Source organism: Marinobacter alexandrii, from assembly GCF_005871205.1.
Taxonomy (GTDB): domain Bacteria; phylum Pseudomonadota; class Gammaproteobacteria; order Pseudomonadales; family Oleiphilaceae; genus Marinobacter; species Marinobacter alexandrii.
In genome coordinates, this window is record NZ_SWKM01000015.1 from 246,370 (window position 1) to 262,243 (window position 15,874).

The window sequence follows — 15,874 nt, forward strand, 5'->3', positions numbered from 1 at the left end:
GTCAGGAAAAGCAACGCGGCTCAAGGGTGAACCGCGTTTGGATAAGGCAATAATTAACCGATACGGTAGTTGGGCGCTTCTTTGGTGATGGTCACATCGTGCACGTGACTCTCCCGCATGCCGGCGTTGGTAATGCGCACAAATTCCGGCTTGGTGCGCATCTCTTCCATAGTGGCACTGCCGGTGTAACCCATGGAAGCGCGCAAGCCTCCGACAAGCTGATGCACGATGTTGCGCATCGGGCCCTTGCAGGCCACGCGGCCTTCAATGCCTTCCGGAACCAGCTTCTCGATACCCTTGCTGGCGTCCTGGAAGTACCGGTCACTGGAGCCCTGCCCCATCGCACCGATGGAACCCATGCCGCGATAGGCTTTGTAGCTCCGGCCCTGGAACAACTCGACCTCGCCCGGTGCTTCATCGGTACCGGCCAGCAGGCTGCCGATCATTACGCTGTGGGCGCCGGCCGCAATGGCTTTGGCAATATCACCAGAGAATCGGATGCCACCGTCAGCGATCAGCGGAACACCTCTGTCTTTCAGCGCTGCCGCCACATTGGAAACCGCCGAAATCTGGGGCACGCCAATGCCTGCCACAATTCTGGTTGTACAGATTGAGCCAGGGCCAATACCCACTTTAACCGCATCCGCACCGGCATCAGCCAACGCAAGGGCGGCTTCAGAGGTGGCGATGTTACCGCCAATGACCTGTACTCCCGGGAAATTCTGTTTAGCCCAGCGAACCCGCTCGATAACGCCTCTGGAGTGACCATGGGCGGTATCAATGACAATCACGTCCACACCGGCTTCGGCAAGGGCCGAAATTCGGGCTTCCGTATCACCGCCGGTGCTCACCGCTGCCCCGGCACGCAGACGACCTTGGTCGTCCTTGCACGCCAGCGGATAGTCCTTCGCCTTCTGGATATCCTTGACGGTAATCAGGCCGCGCAGTTCAAAGTTGTCATTAACAACCAACACCTTCTCGATGCGATGACGGTGGAGCAGCTCTTTAACGTCATCGAGGCTGGCACCCTCTTTCACCGTTACCAACTTATCCTTGGGCGTCATGATGTCCCGAACAGGGGTATCCATGCGGCTTTCGAAACGAATGTCGCGACCGGTCACAATTCCGACCAGATCGTTGCCATCAACCACTGGCAAACCGGAAATGCTGTTGGCCGTGGTGATATCGACCAGCTCCCGAACCGTGGTGTCCGGAGCAACGGTGATTGGATCCTTGACCACTCCGCTTTCGAATTTCTTGACCTTGCGGACTGCAGCTGCCTGCTGTTCAACCGTCATATTCTTATGCATGATGCCAATACCGCCTTCCTGAGCCATGGCAATGGCCAGTTCGGCATCAGTTACTGTGTCCATAGCAGACGACAGCAGCGGAATATTGAGGGTAATCCCCTTGGTCAACTGTGTTTGCAGACTGACTTCGTGGGGTAGGACTTCGGAATATCCGGGGACCAGCAAAACATCATCAAACGTGAGGGCTTCTTCGGCAATTCGCAGCATTGGGATCCGCCTTTTGAACATGCTAAGTTGGGAGATTACGTGCTGTACCCGCGGCGGCACAACAAAGCAAAATCCTTAATCGATCTATTATAAAGGGGCGTCCCGAGACAGTAAACCGCACCTTTTTTAAGGTACGATTGCATCCTTTTGAATTCTCGAATTTTTTATCCTTCTGATTTTCGGCTATTGCGTATGGATGACTACCGATCACCCCGGACAACACCCGCTTTCCAGGACACCAGGCCGCAAGCCCTGAGTGTCAGCGAACTGAATCACCAGGCCCGACACCTTCTGGAATCCAGCTTTATGCAGGTGTGGGTAGAGGGTGAAATCTCAGGCCTGTCCCGGCCATCATCGGGCCACTGGTACTTTTCCCTGAAAGATCGCAAATGCCAGGTGCGCTGCGCAATGTTCCGGGGTTTTAACCAGCGCATTCGAGCCATACCGAAGGAAGGCGACCAGATCCGGATTCGCGGCAAGGTCACCTTGTATGAGAACCGTGGTGATTTTCAGATCATTGTCGAGCATATGGAGCCAGCAGGGCTGGGGGAACTCCAGCAGGCCTACGAAGAACTGAAACGCAAGTTGCAGGGCGAGGGCCTGTTCGACACCGCCAGAAAGAAACCGCTTCCAACCACGCCCCGGCACATCGGCGTCGTCACCTCACCGACCGGCGCGGCCATCCACGACATCCTGACGGTACTGGCCCGACGTTGCCCCGCTATTCCTGTGACGCTCTACCCGACTGCAGTTCAGGGCAAGGCCGCAACCGGCGACATCGTTCAGGCAATTGAACGAGCGCAGAGCCACGGCGTGGCCGATGTGCTGATCATTGGCCGGGGCGGCGGCTCCCTCGAGGACCTCTGGTGCTTTAACGAAGAAGTGGTGGCGCGCGCTATTGCCAACTGCCCAATCCCAACGGTCAGCGCCGTAGGCCACGAAGTCGACGTCACCATCGCCGATTTCGTTGCCGACCTGCGGGCCCCAACCCCATCTGCCGCAGCCGAAAAAATCTCTCCGGACCAGCGGGACTGGCTACGTCAGCTCAACGAACGCGAGCTCCGGCTGGCGAACGCCGCACGGCGGACATTAACGCGGTTCGGCACCGAACTTGAACACCTGGGTGCACGGCTAAGGGATCCGCGGCGCGAGCTGCTCGAAAAAGCCCAACGGATGGATGATCTGGAGCTGCGCCTGGTGCAGACCATGAGTCAGCGGCTCGAGCGGCTGTCCGTTCGGAATGAAAACCTGGGCCAGCGGCTGATGACGCATTCACCGGGTCGCCGACTTGCAGATAGCCAGAACACCTTGAGGCGCGTAGCGGAGCAATTGAATTCGGCCATCCAGGTGCAACTGAAGCAGCGCCAGGATCAATTTGAGCATATCGCCCAGACACTCAACGTTGTCAGCCCCCTGGCCACCCTCGGACGCGGTTACGCCATTGTGCGCGATGCCGACGGCAACATTGTTCGCGACGCCTCAGGCCTCACTCCCGGTGACCGCATCAGCGCCCGGACGGCTCGGGGCGAGATTGCCGCCGACGTCACCAGCGTGGAGTTGCCAACAGAATAACCACCGCAGATAGCGACTAAGCCAATGGTCTACTAGTCCATGATTTCAAACGGCCTAGAGTTGTTAAGTCAGTCAATAAAACAACAATAGGCCCAGTGAGGTGGAATGCATGGACTACCACTCAGAATTTCGCCGGTCGATTCACCGGCGGGAAGACTTCTGGCGCGAGCAGGCGGAACAGATTGAATGGATCCAGCCCCCCGCAACCGTCTGGACACCAACCGATAACGGCCATGGCCAGTGGTTTCCTGACGGTATCCTGAACAGCTCCGATGTAGCCCTGGACGCCAATATCCGGGCCGGACGTGGCGATCAGACCGCGCTGATTTACGACTCTCCGGTCACCAACACCCAAAGAACCCTTTCCTATAACGAGCTGACCGACTCAGTGGCCAGATTCGCCGGCGTGCTTAAGAATCAGGGCGTCGAAAAAGGCGATCGGGTCGTCATTTACATGCCGATGATTCCTGAGACGGTGATTGCCATGCTGGGGTGTGCCCGCATCGGCGCAGTCCATTGCGTTGTTTTTGGTGGCTTTGCCGCCCATGAGCTGGCTGTACGGATTGACGACGCGGCACCCAAGGCGGTGATCACCGCGTCCTGCGGCATCGAAATCAATCGGGTGATCGAGTACAAGCCCCTGGTCGACAAGGCCATTGAACAGGCGGCTCACAAGCCAGAACACTGCATCGTGTACCAACGCCCTGAGGCAAAAGCTCAGTTACAGCCCGGACGGGACTCGGACTGGACCCAACTCATGGCCAAGGCCCAGCCGGAGCCGCCGGTACCGGTGAAGTCCACCGATCCGCTGTACATCCTTTACACCTCGGGCACTACCGGTAAGCCGAAGGGCGTGGTCAGGGATAATGGCGGCCACGCTGTCGCCCTGAAATACAGTATGAAGCTGGTTTACGATGCCAACCCTGGGGACGTTTACTGGGCTGCCTCGGATGTCGGCTGGGTGGTGGGACACAGCTACATCGTCTATGCCCCCCTGTTCGCAGGCTGCACCACCATTCTGTACGAAGGCAAACCGGTGAAAACCCCGGATGCCGGTGCGTTCTGGCGGGTGGTTCAGGATCATCAGGTGAATCTGCTGTTCACCGCACCGACCGCGTTCCGGGCGGTGCGAAAGGAAGACCCCGAGGCCGACCAGCTGGGCCATTACGATATCAGCTCATTGAAACGCATCTTCCTGGCTGGCGAACGGCTGGACCCGCCCACCTACGACTGGCTCCGTGAACACACCAACTTGCCCATTCTTGATCACTGGTGGCAAACCGAAACCGGCTGGGCAATCTGCTGTAATCCGGTGGGCATCGAAATGATGCTCACCAAGCCGGGCTCGGCCACCGTACCCTCACCAGGCTTCGACGTGCAGATTGTCGATCTGAACGGCACGCAAATGCCCGCGGGTGAACAAGGCCAGATAGCCGTCAAGCTGCCGCTACCCCCGGGCTGCCTGCAAACGGTCTGGGGTGACGACGAACGGTTCCACAAAAGCTACCTGGCACCCATACCCGGCTTCTACAGCTCCGGCGACGGCGGGTTTGTCGACGAAGACGGGTATGTCTTTGTCATGGGCCGCACCGATGACGTCATCAACGTGGCCGGTCACCGGCTGTCCACGGGCGAAATGGAAGAAGTAGTTGCCTCGCACCCTGCCGTTGCCGAATGCTGCGTCGTTGGCGCTCACGATGATATGAAAGGTCAGATACCGGTGGGGCTGGTGCTGATCAAAGACGGTGCAACCATTGAGCACGATGAGCTTGAGGACGAGCTGATTGAGATGGTTCGGGACAAGATCGGTGCCATTGCCTGCTTCCGCAGAGCCATGGTGGTTGAGCGGCTGCCCAAGACCCGTTCCGGAAAGATATTGCGACGGGTAATCCGACAGATTGCCGACGGCGAAGCGTACACAGTGCCAAGCACCATCGACGACCCCGCGATTCTGGACGAGATCAGCACGCAGTTCCGCGGCTGATCCGGCACCCGACAAAACCTCCGGGCCTTGACCAAAGGCCCGGAGTATCCCTATGTCCGCTTCTGGCCAACCACCTGTTTTTAAACCAGTAAAGACCATAAAAACAGGGCAAAAAAAGCGTTGACGCCCCCCAAACTCGGTCTATACTGAAATTGCTGTGAAAATACAGCGGTATTTGGTGAATGCGTTACAACGTCCTGCTCAAGTGCTCTTCGTTGCTCCTTCCTCAGTACTCTCTGGATTTCTCAGCGTCGATTCCAAACGGAATATGAAGGTCCCGTGAGGGCAAATTACAGAAAGACAGGAAAGATCAATGTCCGATACTAAAACCGGCCACGTAAAGTGGTTCAACGAGTCCAAAGGCTTTGGCTTTATCGCTCAGGATGGCGGCAGTGACGTGTTTGTTCACTACAGTGCAATCAACGCAAGCGGCTTCCGCACCCTGACCGAAGGCCAGCAGGTGCAGTTTACCGTTACTCAGGGCCCGAAAGGTCCCCAGGCGGAAAACGTAACCCCGGTCTAAGGTTACTGCTTCCGCCCTCTGCCCCTCACGGGCAAAGGGAAATCATTAAGCCGGCATCCTGTGCCGGCTTAATGCGTTCTGGCTCGGTTGTTTTCCTCAGACCTTAGACCCCAGCCTTCAGACCTCAACCGCCTCCCCATCCGACTGTTTTGCCGTTCTGGACGCTCCGACCACCTGGGCAACCGCAGAGAACAGCGCCTGCAGCGTCGCCGATGTCGTATCTTCAGCCAGGGCGGCGGCGCTGCAATGAGTTTCGTTGACCATCAGGCGGATACAGGCCAGCGCATTGGCATTAGTGCCCTCGCCCAGGGCAAATTCGTCATAAGCCTCAACCGCAATGGCAATCCCGAAACGTTGCTCCAGAGCGTCTGAGACGGCTTCAACTGCACCCAGCCCATGCCCTTGAAGCGTAACCGGTTCCACTTCGGCACCCACGGTCACGTCAGCACGGACGCCATTGGCATCCCGGTGCAAGTCATAGCCGCGCAGTTCCCAATCTTGGTGCACCTTCAGATAGCGCTCTTCGAACAACCGGTGGATGGTCAGCGAATCGATTTCACCACCATTGGTTTCCGCCTCTCGCTGCACCGTCTTACTGAATTCAATCTGCAGCCAGCGCGGCAGGCTGATGTTGTAGTCCCGCTCAAGCACATAGGCCACACCGCCCTTACCAGACTGACTGTTGATGCGCACCACTTCCTCATAACGGCGACCGACGTCGAAGGGATCGATAGGAAGGTAGGCGACATTCCAGGCCTCGCCTTCGGTGCGCCGGGCCAGGCACTTGCGAATCGCATCCTGATGACTGCCCGAGAACGCCGTAAACACCAGTTCTCCGGCGTACGGATGACGAGGATGGGTGGAAATTTCAGTGCAGGCTTCAACCACCTCGGTAATTTCAGACATGCCGGACAGATCCAGGGTCGGGTCGACGCCCTGGGAATAGAGGTTCATGGCCATGGTGACCAGATCCATATTGCCGGTCCGCTCACCGTTCCCCATCAAGGTACCTTCGACCCGATCAGCACCGGCCATCACCGCCAGTTCGGCAGCTGCCACGGCACAGCCCCGGTCGTTATGGGTGTGGACACTGATGCTCAAATGCTCGCGACGCTGGATATTGTCGCAAATCCATTCAATCTGGTCGGCAAAGACGTTCGGCGTGGCCATTTCCACAGTCGCCGGCAGGTTGATAATAACCGGCTGCCCCTGGTCCGGACGCCATACCTCGGTCACGGCATCCACCACCTCGGCGGCAAAATCCAGCTCCGTGCCGGTGAAACTCTCTGGCGAATACTGGAAGGTCCATTCGGTTTCCGGCGCCTTCGCTGCCAAATCCCGAACCTGGATCGCGCCCTTTACCGCGATCTCGCGAATGCCGGCCCGGTCGAGCCCAAACACCTGCTCCCGCTGCACCGTCGAAGTGGAGTTGTAGACATGGACAATCGCCTGCTTGACGCCTTTGAGTGCTTCGTAGGTGCGCTCAATCAATTCAGGGCGAGCCTGGGTCAGCACCTGAATCTTGACGTCGTCGGGAATCCGGCCTTCATCAATCAGTTTCCGGCAAAAATCGAAATCGGGTTGGCTTGCTGAGGGAAAACCGATTTCGATCTCCTTGAAGCCCAGTTTCACCAACAGATCAAACAGCCTCTGCTTTTGCGCAACGGTCATCGGCTTGACCAGCGCCTGATTACCGTCCCGAAGATCGACGGCACACCATGTGGGTGCTTTCTCGATAACTTGGTCAGGCCAACGCCGATCGGTCTTCCTGACGGGCTTGAACGCAGCGTATTTACGATAATCAAAAGCCATTTTAATCAATCCTTGCGGTTGCCGGTGAAACATCATGCAGTGTCGGCTAGTGTAACGCCGATCTCCGGGCACGTGATTGCTAATTACGCTCGATATAGCTATTTTTGGCTATATTCCACTATTAAAGTTTAATAATGAGCAATACTATGCCGGAAAAAATCACCACGCTTGTCAAAATAGACAAAACCGACCGAAACATCCTGGAGCAGGTTCAGAAGAACGGAGCCCTGACCAACCAGGAGCTGGCCGATAAAGTGGGGCTGTCCCCCTCTCCCTGTCTGCGCCGGGTCCGGGCACTGGAAGAGGCCGGAGTCATCGTCCGCACCGTCACCATTTTGGACCACAAGAAATTGGGACTGTCGCTCACTGCCATCATCCTGATCGGCATGGACCGCCACACCCCGGAGCGATTTTCCGCTTTCGAAGAACAGGTGTCGGCTTATCCGGAAGTGCAGGAGTGCTACCTGATCACCGGGCAGGATGCGGATTACATGCTGAAAGTCGTTGTGCCAGACATGGATCACTACCACCATTTCCTGCTGAACCGGATCACCCGCATTCAAGGGGTCAGCGGCGTGCACTCCAGCTTCGTCCTCAGGCGCGTATTGGACTCCACCGCCCTGCCCTTGGGCTACCTGGCCTGAGGCTTTGAGCCTAAGTGGAACCTCCGGACAAATTCCGGGGCAACACCATCGGTTTCGGCGGTGACTGTCTGTACCCCGAGACATCTGTACCTTGAGACGGAGGCTCCGTACAATATCCGGCACTTAATACTCTTTGACACCTTCTCAGGCGACCGCTGGCCGACCGCGGCCTCAAACGCCTGATAATCCCTGATTGGAACCAAACGGAAGACACGATGCGAGCAAGCCGTTACCTGATTGCAACCCAGAAAGAGACACCGGCAGACGCCGAGATCATCAGCCATCAGCTCATGCTCCGTGCCGGCATGATCCGGAAGCTTGCTGCCGGCCTATACACCTGGCTGCCGATGGGCCTGCGAACCCTGCGCAAGGTTGAGCGGATTGTTCGTGAGGAAATGGACAAGAGCGGCGGTCAGGAAGTGCTGATGCCGGCCGTGCAGCCGTCAGAGCTTTGGCAGGAATCCGGCCGCTGGACCCAGTACGGCGGCGAGCTGCTGCGGATGCAGGACCGGCACGGGCGCGACTTCTGCTTCGGCCCGACCCACGAAGAGGTCATTACCGACCTGATTCGCAACGAGCTGAAAAGCTACAAGGAACTGCCGGCGAACTTCTACCAGATCCAGACCAAGTTCCGTGACGAACGTCGGCCACGATTCGGCGTGATGCGGGCCCGGGAATTTATCATGAAGGATGCCTACTCCTTCCATTTGAATGCCGAGTCGCTGGATGAAACCTACCAGGAAATGCATCGGGCTTATTGCGCGATTTTCGATCGCCTGGGCCTTGACTATCGCCCGGTTCAGGCCGATTCCGGCGCCATCGGTGGCAGCGCATCGCACGAATTCCACGTATTGGCCTCCTCTGGCGAAGACGCCATCGTGTTCAGTTCTGACAGCAGCTACGCCGCCAACATCGAAAAGGCGGAAGCGGTAGCGCCGGCTGGAGAGCGCGCCGCACCCAGCGAAGAACTGAAGGAAGTCTCGACACCGGGACAACGCACCATTGATGCCATCGCTGAATTCCTGAATGTGGACGCCACTCGCACGGTTAAAACCCTGCTGGTTAAATCCGAGCCGGATGAGGACGGCAACAGCGGTCTTGTCGCCCTGATCCTTCGCGGCGACCACACCCTGAACGAGATCAAGGCGGAGAACCTGGCTGGCATCGCGGAACCTCTGACCATGGCAACCGATGAAGAGATCGAGGCGGCAATCGGCTGCAAGCCCGGCTCCATCGGCCCCGTGAACCTTTCGGTGCCGGTGATCGCGGACCGCAGCGCCGCCCACCTGGCCGATTTTATCTGTGGCGCTAACAAGGATGATTTCCACCTGACCGGTGTGAACTGGGAGCGGGATGTACCACTGGCCCGAATTGAAGACCTTCGCAACGTGGTTGAAGGCGATCCGAGCCCGGATGGCAAGGGCCACCTGGAGATTCGCCGAGGCATCGAAGTGGGCCACATCTTCAAGCTCGGCAACAAATACAGCAGCGCCATGAACGCCACGGTGCTGGATGAAAATGGCAAGAGCGCGGTACTTGATATGGGCTGCTATGGCATCGGCGTTTCACGCATTGTCGCCGCCTCCATCGAACAGAATCACGATGACAAAGGCATCATCTGGCCTGACGCCATCGCCCCGTTCCAGGTTGCTATCGTCACCCTGAACGCCCACAAGTCAGCCACAGTCGCGGAAGCCGGCGACAAGCTTTATGAACAGCTGCGCCAGGCTGGCTATGACGTCTTGCTGGACGACCGGAATGAGCGCCCAGGCGTGAAGTTTGCCGATATGGAACTGATCGGTATTCCGCACCGGTTCGTGGTTTCCGATCGCGGTCTGGCCGCCGGGACACTGGAATACAAGGGCCGTCGGGACGCCGAAAAGCAGGATCTTCCGATCGAGGAAGCGCTGCCTTTCCTGATCAATGCGTCTCCGCGTAAAGGGCTCTGAATCCGACAGCCTCAGAACGCAACAGGGCAGACCCTTACGGTCTGCCCTGTTATTCTCCTAATCGCACGTCCCTACGTTTCTCAACCTTCGAAGAACGCACGACAGATTCGCCAGTAGGCGGATCAGCTGACGACCCCTGGCTCCATTTCCAGCTCGACCCCAAACTTATCCTGCACCGATGCCCGTATCTTGGCGGCCAGCTCCAAGATATCCCGTCCGGTACCGCCGGAGTGGTTGATCAGCACAAGCGCCTGGCGATTGTGAACGCCAACACTCTGATTCCGGAATCCCTTCCAGCCGCACTGGTCAATGAGCCAGGCCGCCGCAAGCTTGACGGTGGAGCTCTGGGCATAGCCGACAATATCAGGATAGCGTACTAGCAAGCTCTGATAGTCGGCGGATGGCACCACGGGGTTCTTGAAGAAGCTGCCGGCGTTGGGAATCATTTCCGGGTCGGGAAGTTTGCGACGACGGATCGCCATCACCGCGGTGGCAACATCCATGACCGTCAATTCCGAGGCTGAGGTCTCAGCCAGGTACTCCTCCAGATCCCGGTAGCCCAGCTGCAAGGGTTTGCTGCGAGACAGCCTGAGCCGGATCTCGGTAATGACGTAACGCCCCGGACTGCGCTTGAACAGACTGTCCCGGTAGGCAAATTCACAGGCCTCACGCCGCAGGGTGACAAGGTTACCACTCTGGCGATCCAGCGCCGTCACAGACACCAGGGTGTCACACAACTCCACCCCGTACGCTCCGATGTTCTGTACTGGCGCCGCCCCCGCTGTGCCCGGAATCAGGGCCAGGTTTTCAATGCCCCGGTAACCGGCGCCGGCAGCGTACAGAACGGCCTCGTGCCAGTTTTCTCCGGCGCCAAGCACCAACGTGGCTTCCTGATCCGAAGCCTGCTCCCAGCGCCGACCGCGCATGGCCACGCGCACCACCAGACCGTCGAAATCGCCGTCAAACACCAGGTTACTACCGCCACCCAGAATCAGGGTGCGAAGCTCCTGGCGCTCGGCCCAGGCCAGGGCGTCGGAAAGTTCCTCGGCATCCCGAACCTCAAGGTAGTAACGAGCAACGGCTGCCACGCGCAAGGTGTTGCGCTCGGACAGCTCGACATACTCCATGGGTTGCGTGCTCAGGCTCAAGCCAGACGCTCCCTGATATCGGCCAGCAGGCCTTCACCTGCCTCGTGGATCAGGTCCAGCACGAACTCGAAGCCGTCCGGGCCACCATAATAAGGGTCAGGGACTTCCCGGTGACGGGACCGTCCGTAGCCTAGGAACAGCTCCGGCCGGGTGCCGCCACTCTGGCGCCAGATATCGGTGACATCAGCCAGATTCTGCTGATCCATCACCAACACATAATCAAAACCATCAAGGTCCTCCGCCACGAACTGACGGGCTCTCAGATTGTTGATATCGATGCCGCGCTTGCGGGCAGCCTGAGTCGCCCTGGAATCGGGCGCCTTGCCAATATGCCAATGGCCAGTGCCACAGGAATCGATCTTGATCGAGTCCTCAAGACCCGATTTCTGCACCAATGCGCGAAACACGCCTTCGGCGCTGGGAGAACGGCAGATGTTACCCAGGCAGACAAACAGCACACTCACTTGCTTCGACATTACACGCTCCTCGTCGCCAGCCATTCCCGGATGCGCTCCAGGTCGGCATCGGTATCAACGCCGGCGGGTGGCTGTTCAGCGGCGACGTCCACGTGGATGCGGGCACCGTTGTACAAAGCCCGCAACTGCTCCAGGGACTCCGCCCTTTCGGTGGGCGCCGGCGCCCAGTTCACGAACTGTTCCAGGACATGAGCCCGGTAGCCGTAAATGCCAATGTGACGGAAATAGTCAACACCGGGAGGCAGGGGCACATCGTCACCATTGAGTGGGCCGCCGTCCATCCAGGCATCCCGGGGCCACGGAATCGGCGCCCGGCTGAAATAATGGGCCATGCCCTGGTGATCAAACACAACTTTCACGGCGTTGGGGTTGATCAGTTGATCAACGTCGTGAATGCGCTCGCACAGGGTGGCGATCGCAGCGTCGGGATAGAATTCCAGATTGTCCGCCACCTGATTGATCAACACCGGTGGAATCAGCGGCTCATCACCCTGCACATTGACCACCCGGTGATCGCCGTCCAGCTCCAGCTTTCGCGCCACTTCTGCCAGCCGGTCAGTGCCACTGGCATGATCCGGAGACGTCATCACAACATCGGCGCCAAAGCGCTCGCAGGCTTCGCGAATACGGCCATCATCGGTGGCCACCACCACCCGATCAGCACGGCTCGCCAGCGCCCGTTCGTAGACGTGTTGAATCATCGGCTTGCCCACGATGTCCGCCAACGGCTTGCCGGGCAAACGGCTGGAGGCATAACGGGCCGGGATAACCACAGAGAAAGACATGAGCAGACGTATCCTGAAGCGGTGACTTAGCGTTTATCGAGGCGTTCGTCGGTAGTGAGCGTGCGGGCTTCACTGGACAGCATGACCGGTATCCCCTCGCGAACGGGGAACGCCATGGCGTCCTGGTAGCAAACCAGCTCGGTTCTAGCCTCATTGAGTTTAAGATCGCCCTTGCAGACCGGGCACGCCAGCATTGCCAGCAGTTTTTTATCCATGATGTCCCACCCAGGGTTAAGAGATTAGCTGTTCGGCACTCTGCCCGATTCGGGCGATCACCGAACGTGAAAATTCATCCGACAAACTGGCCTGTACGGAAAAAACCCAGGCGTTGTCTGGAGCAAACGACCGGCACTTCACCGCATCCTTGGCCGTCATCACCACCCACTGGCCGGCCTCTGCAGTCAGGTCGCTGGCCTTGAAGCTGTGATGGTCCGAAAAAGGTGCCTCGGTGACCTTGGCGCCCAAGTTCCTTAGTGTATCGAAAAACCGGCCGGGATTGCCGATTCCCGCTACCGCACGTACGGTCTGCCCCTGCAGGTCTGTGACTGGCCGGGCCTGACCGGTTTTCAGGTTAACCAGGGTCGACGGCTCAAGTGCCATGGTATGAATTTCCGAATGCTCGATATCGTCGAAGGCGTCGAGATGCTGGCCCGCTTCGAACTCGCCACCATTCACCACGACAAAATCCACTGATGAGAGGCGCGAAACCGGCTCACGTAATGGCCCAACTGGGATCACTGCGCCATTGCCAACACCACGGGCACCGTCAAAAACCGCCAGCTCCACATCCCTCGGCAAGGCGTAGTGCTGAAGGCCATCGTCGCACACGAGGATATCACCCAGTTCCTGATCCAGCGCCCAAAGCGCACCTCGGCGGCGAACCGGATCGACCACCACCGGCACACCGGTTGCTTGCGCAAGCATCACGGGCTCATCGCCCATTTCGGAGGGGTTGCTGTCGGCACTGACCAGTGCCGGATAGTGCGGGGACTTGCCGCCATAACCGCGGCTGATGATCACCGGGCGCCATCCCGCTGACCGCAGTTCGGCTACCAGCCAGGCGGTCAGGGGGGACTTTCCGGTACCGCCAGCGGTGATATTACCCACCACCACGACCGGTACAGGCAGCGTCTCATTTCTCGCCTCCCAGGCCTTACGGCGTCGGGAGGCGGCGACCGCCTGGAACAGCCAACTCAGCGGAGCCAGGGGCCACAACGGGCGGGACTTGCCATACCAGAGCCGGTCAATCAGCGAGCTCATACCGATTCGCTGAATTGCATCTGATGCAGCTGGGCGTAGGCGCCACCGGTTGCCAGCAGCTCGTCGTGTCGCCCGGATTCAGCAATCCGCCCGTTCTCCATCACCAGGATTCGATCGGCGCTCTCGATGGTGGACAAACGGTGCGCGATAACCAGTGTGGTCCGGCCTTTCATAACCGTTTCCAACGCTTCCTGAATATGACGCTCAGACTCGGTATCCAGCGCCGAGGTGGCCTCATCCAGAATAAGAATTGGCGCGTTCTTGAGCAGCGCCCGGGCAATGGCCAACCGCTGGCGCTGACCGCCCGAAAGCATCACGCCGTTGTCACCAATCCGGGTGTCCAGCCCCTCGGGCATCCGGTCGATAAACTCGAGCGCATGGGCCTTGGCCGCTGCCTCCCGGATCTCCTCACGACTGCAATCCCGCAAGGCACCGTAGGCGATGTTGGCGGCGATGGTGTCGTTGAACAGCACAACGTTCTGGGTTACCAACGCAATTTGTGAGCGCAAAGCCTTCAGGGAATAGTCCCGCAGTGAGTGGTCGTCGATCAGGATATCGCCACCGGTGTACTCGTAAAATCGTGGCAGCAGGCTGACCAGGGTCGACTTGCCGCTGCCGGAGCGGCCAACCAGGGCAACACTCTGGCCGGCTGGAATGTCGAGCGAGATACCTTCGAGTACATTGTCGAGCTGATCCCGGTAACGGAACGACACGTCCTCGAAGCGGATGTTGCCCTCCACCCGTGACGGCGCATAGGTGCCTGGATCCTGCTCCGGCTGCTCGTCCATGGTTTCGAACACATCGTAGGCGGCAGCAAGCCCTTTCTGGATCTTGGCGTGCACCGAGGTCACCTGGCGGATCGGCTTCGCCATGGTGGTCGCGGCAGTAATGAAAGCGACCAGCTGGCCTGTGGTCATGCCACCCCGAATCTCCGGCGCCAGCATGGTCCACACCAGCGCGGCAATGGCGATGGCCACCAACACCTGAATCACCGGCACACTGATGGCCTGGGTCGAGGCCATCTTCAGACTCTGGGTGAGGTTGCGGTCGTTGACCTCACGGAACCGCTGCTGCTCGTAGTCTTCGCCACCAAAGGTTCGGACCACCCGGTAACCGGCAATGGATTCGGATGCCACATGGGTGATGTCGCCCATGGAGCCCTGGATGCGCTTGCTGATCCGGCGGAAGCGCTTGCTGGCATAACTCACCACAGCACCAATGACCGGGCCCACTGCAAGAAAGATCAGCGTGAGCACCCAGTTGGTGTAGAGCATGAAGCACAGCAGGCCAATGATGGTCAGCCCTTCCCGGAGCGTGATGGTGACCGCGTTGGTGGTCGCCTCCGCCACCTGTTCCACGTTGAAGGTCAGCTTGGACACCAGTCGACCGGCCGCGTTGTCATCAAAGTAACGGGACGGCAGGGACAGCAGGCGGTCGAAGACGTCGTTTCGCAGCACGTTGATGACGTGGCGGCCAACGTAACCGATGAAGTACTGGCTCATGAACGTACCCACACCACGGAAGGCAAACACCCCCACGATCAACAGCGTGAGCATAATCCGATTGCCTTCGGTCGGGTTTTCGATGGCAGCAATCACATATTCCATGGCGGCGGCCATGCCGGTGGATGCCGCCGCATAAATGACGTTACCAACCACGGCGAGAGAAAACGCCAGCCAGAAAGGTCTTACGTAGACGAGCAGGCGTTTGTAGGTTTCCCAGCTGCCAGAAGGTTGGGCAGCGGAACCTTGGGCCGGGAGCGGGTCTGGACTGCTCATGGTGTCTCCGACTCCCGCTCAGTGGTGATACTCAGTTTGGCAAAGCCGAGACGACCGGCGACGTCCATGGCGCGCACTACAAACTCGTGGGGAGTGCGGGCATCGGCGGTAATAATGAACGGCAGTGTTTTGTCGCCTGCTGCCAGCTCTTTCACACCCCGTTCAAGGGTCTCGCGGCGGTTGTTGACCAGGGCCTGGTCATTGAGCAGGTATTGGCCCTCAGCGTTGATCACCACATCAATCTGGCGAACCTCTGAAGGCGACACCGGCTCTCCGCTGGCCTCAGGCAGCTCCACCTGAAGATGGCTTTCGCGGGTGAAGGTGGTTGAGACCATAAAAAAAATCAGCAGCAGGAACACCACATCGATCAGTGGTGTCAGGTCGACCGCGACTTCCTGACTTCTCTGGCGCTTGAACTTCACGGCG

General features: G+C 58.7%; 14 protein-coding genes. 5 read left to right on the forward strand and 9 right to left on the reverse strand.

Going from position 1 to position 15,874, the window contains the following annotated elements; translation table 11 throughout:
- Positions 1 to 53: 53 nt before the first annotated feature.
- Positions 54 to 1,517, reverse strand: a complete 1,464-nt coding sequence (gene guaB / locus FCS96_RS17325; protein WP_138441627.1) for an IMP dehydrogenase — start codon at positions 1,515 to 1,517, stop codon at positions 54 to 56.
- Between the two features lie 192 nt (positions 1,518 to 1,709).
- Here guaB and xseA point away from each other — a divergent pair, with 192 nt between their 5' ends.
- The 3 genes from xseA to FCS96_RS17340 all read left to right on the forward strand — a co-directional run bounded on the left by xseA (position 1,710) and on the right by FCS96_RS17340 (position 5,596).
- The gene (gene xseA, locus FCS96_RS17330) at positions 1,710 to 3,089 is read left to right on the forward strand and encodes an exodeoxyribonuclease VII large subunit (RefSeq protein WP_138441628.1); all 1,380 of its coding nucleotides are present in this window, start codon (positions 1,710 to 1,712) and stop codon (positions 3,087 to 3,089) included.
- A gap of 109 nt (positions 3,090 to 3,198) precedes the next feature.
- Positions 3,199 to 5,073, forward strand: coding sequence for a propionyl-CoA synthetase (locus FCS96_RS17335; protein ID WP_138441629.1), 1,875 nt, complete (start codon positions 3,199 to 3,201; stop codon positions 5,071 to 5,073).
- 313 nt (positions 5,074 to 5,386) lie between these two features.
- The gene (locus tag FCS96_RS17340; protein ID WP_008169155.1) at positions 5,387 to 5,596 is read left to right on the forward strand and encodes a cold-shock protein; all 210 of its coding nucleotides are present in this window, start codon (positions 5,387 to 5,389) and stop codon (positions 5,594 to 5,596) included.
- 117 nt (positions 5,597 to 5,713) lie between these two features.
- Here the strand turns inward: FCS96_RS17340 and leuA are convergent, their stop codons facing one another.
- Entirely contained in the window at positions 5,714 to 7,408 is a 1,695-nt protein-coding gene (gene leuA, locus FCS96_RS17345; RefSeq protein WP_138441630.1) for a 2-isopropylmalate synthase, read from the reverse strand.
- 146 nt (positions 7,409 to 7,554) lie between these two features.
- Here leuA and FCS96_RS17350 point away from each other — a divergent pair, with 146 nt between their 5' ends.
- Both FCS96_RS17350 and FCS96_RS17355 read left to right on the forward strand, forming a co-directional pair.
- Positions 7,555 to 8,052 carry an Lrp/AsnC family transcriptional regulator gene (locus FCS96_RS17350; RefSeq protein ID WP_138441631.1) on the forward strand — a complete coding sequence of 166 codons (498 nt, stop codon included), beginning with the start codon at positions 7,555 to 7,557 and terminating at the stop codon, positions 8,050 to 8,052.
- Between the two features lie 215 nt (positions 8,053 to 8,267).
- Positions 8,268 to 10,001, forward strand: coding sequence for a proline--tRNA ligase (locus FCS96_RS17355; RefSeq protein WP_138441632.1), 1,734 nt, complete (start codon positions 8,268 to 8,270; stop codon positions 9,999 to 10,001).
- A 122-nt stretch (positions 10,002 to 10,123) separates the two neighbouring features.
- On the opposite strand, the gene murB is transcribed toward FCS96_RS17355, so the two are convergent.
- Genes murB through FCS96_RS17390 form a run of 7 tightly spaced genes read right to left on the reverse strand, consistent with a single transcriptional unit; the run spans position 10,124 to position 15,870 of the window.
- The gene (gene murB, locus FCS96_RS17360; RefSeq protein ID WP_138441828.1) at positions 10,124 to 11,143 is read right to left on the reverse strand and encodes a UDP-N-acetylmuramate dehydrogenase; all 1,020 of its coding nucleotides are present in this window, start codon (positions 11,141 to 11,143) and stop codon (positions 10,124 to 10,126) included.
- A 2-nt stretch (positions 11,144 to 11,145) separates the two neighbouring features.
- A complete protein-coding gene (locus tag FCS96_RS17365) occupies positions 11,146 to 11,625 on the reverse strand; it encodes a low molecular weight protein-tyrosine-phosphatase (protein WP_138441633.1) in 480 nt (159 codons plus the stop codon).
- Entirely contained in the window at positions 11,625 to 12,410 is a 786-nt protein-coding gene (gene kdsB / locus FCS96_RS17370) for a 3-deoxy-manno-octulosonate cytidylyltransferase (RefSeq protein WP_138441634.1), read from the reverse strand. Before kdsB ends, FCS96_RS17365 begins: the two co-directional genes overlap by 1 nt.
- Before the next feature lie 26 nt (positions 12,411 to 12,436).
- Entirely contained in the window at positions 12,437 to 12,625 is a 189-nt protein-coding gene (locus FCS96_RS17375) for a Trm112 family protein (protein ID WP_041338173.1), read from the reverse strand.
- Between the two features lie 16 nt (positions 12,626 to 12,641).
- Entirely contained in the window at positions 12,642 to 13,670 is a 1,029-nt protein-coding gene (gene lpxK, locus FCS96_RS17380; protein WP_138441635.1) for a tetraacyldisaccharide 4'-kinase, read from the reverse strand.
- Positions 13,667 to 15,448: a lipid A export permease/ATP-binding protein MsbA gene (msbA, locus tag FCS96_RS17385; protein WP_138441636.1), complete on the reverse strand. Its 1,782-nt coding sequence runs from the start codon at positions 15,446 to 15,448 to the stop codon at positions 13,667 to 13,669. Before msbA ends, lpxK begins: the two co-directional genes overlap by 4 nt.
- Positions 15,445 to 15,870, reverse strand: coding sequence for an ExbD/TolR family protein (locus FCS96_RS17390; protein ID WP_138441637.1), 426 nt, complete (start codon positions 15,868 to 15,870; stop codon positions 15,445 to 15,447). Before FCS96_RS17390 ends, msbA begins: the two co-directional genes overlap by 4 nt.
- Between the last annotated feature and the right edge of the window lie 4 nt (positions 15,871 to 15,874).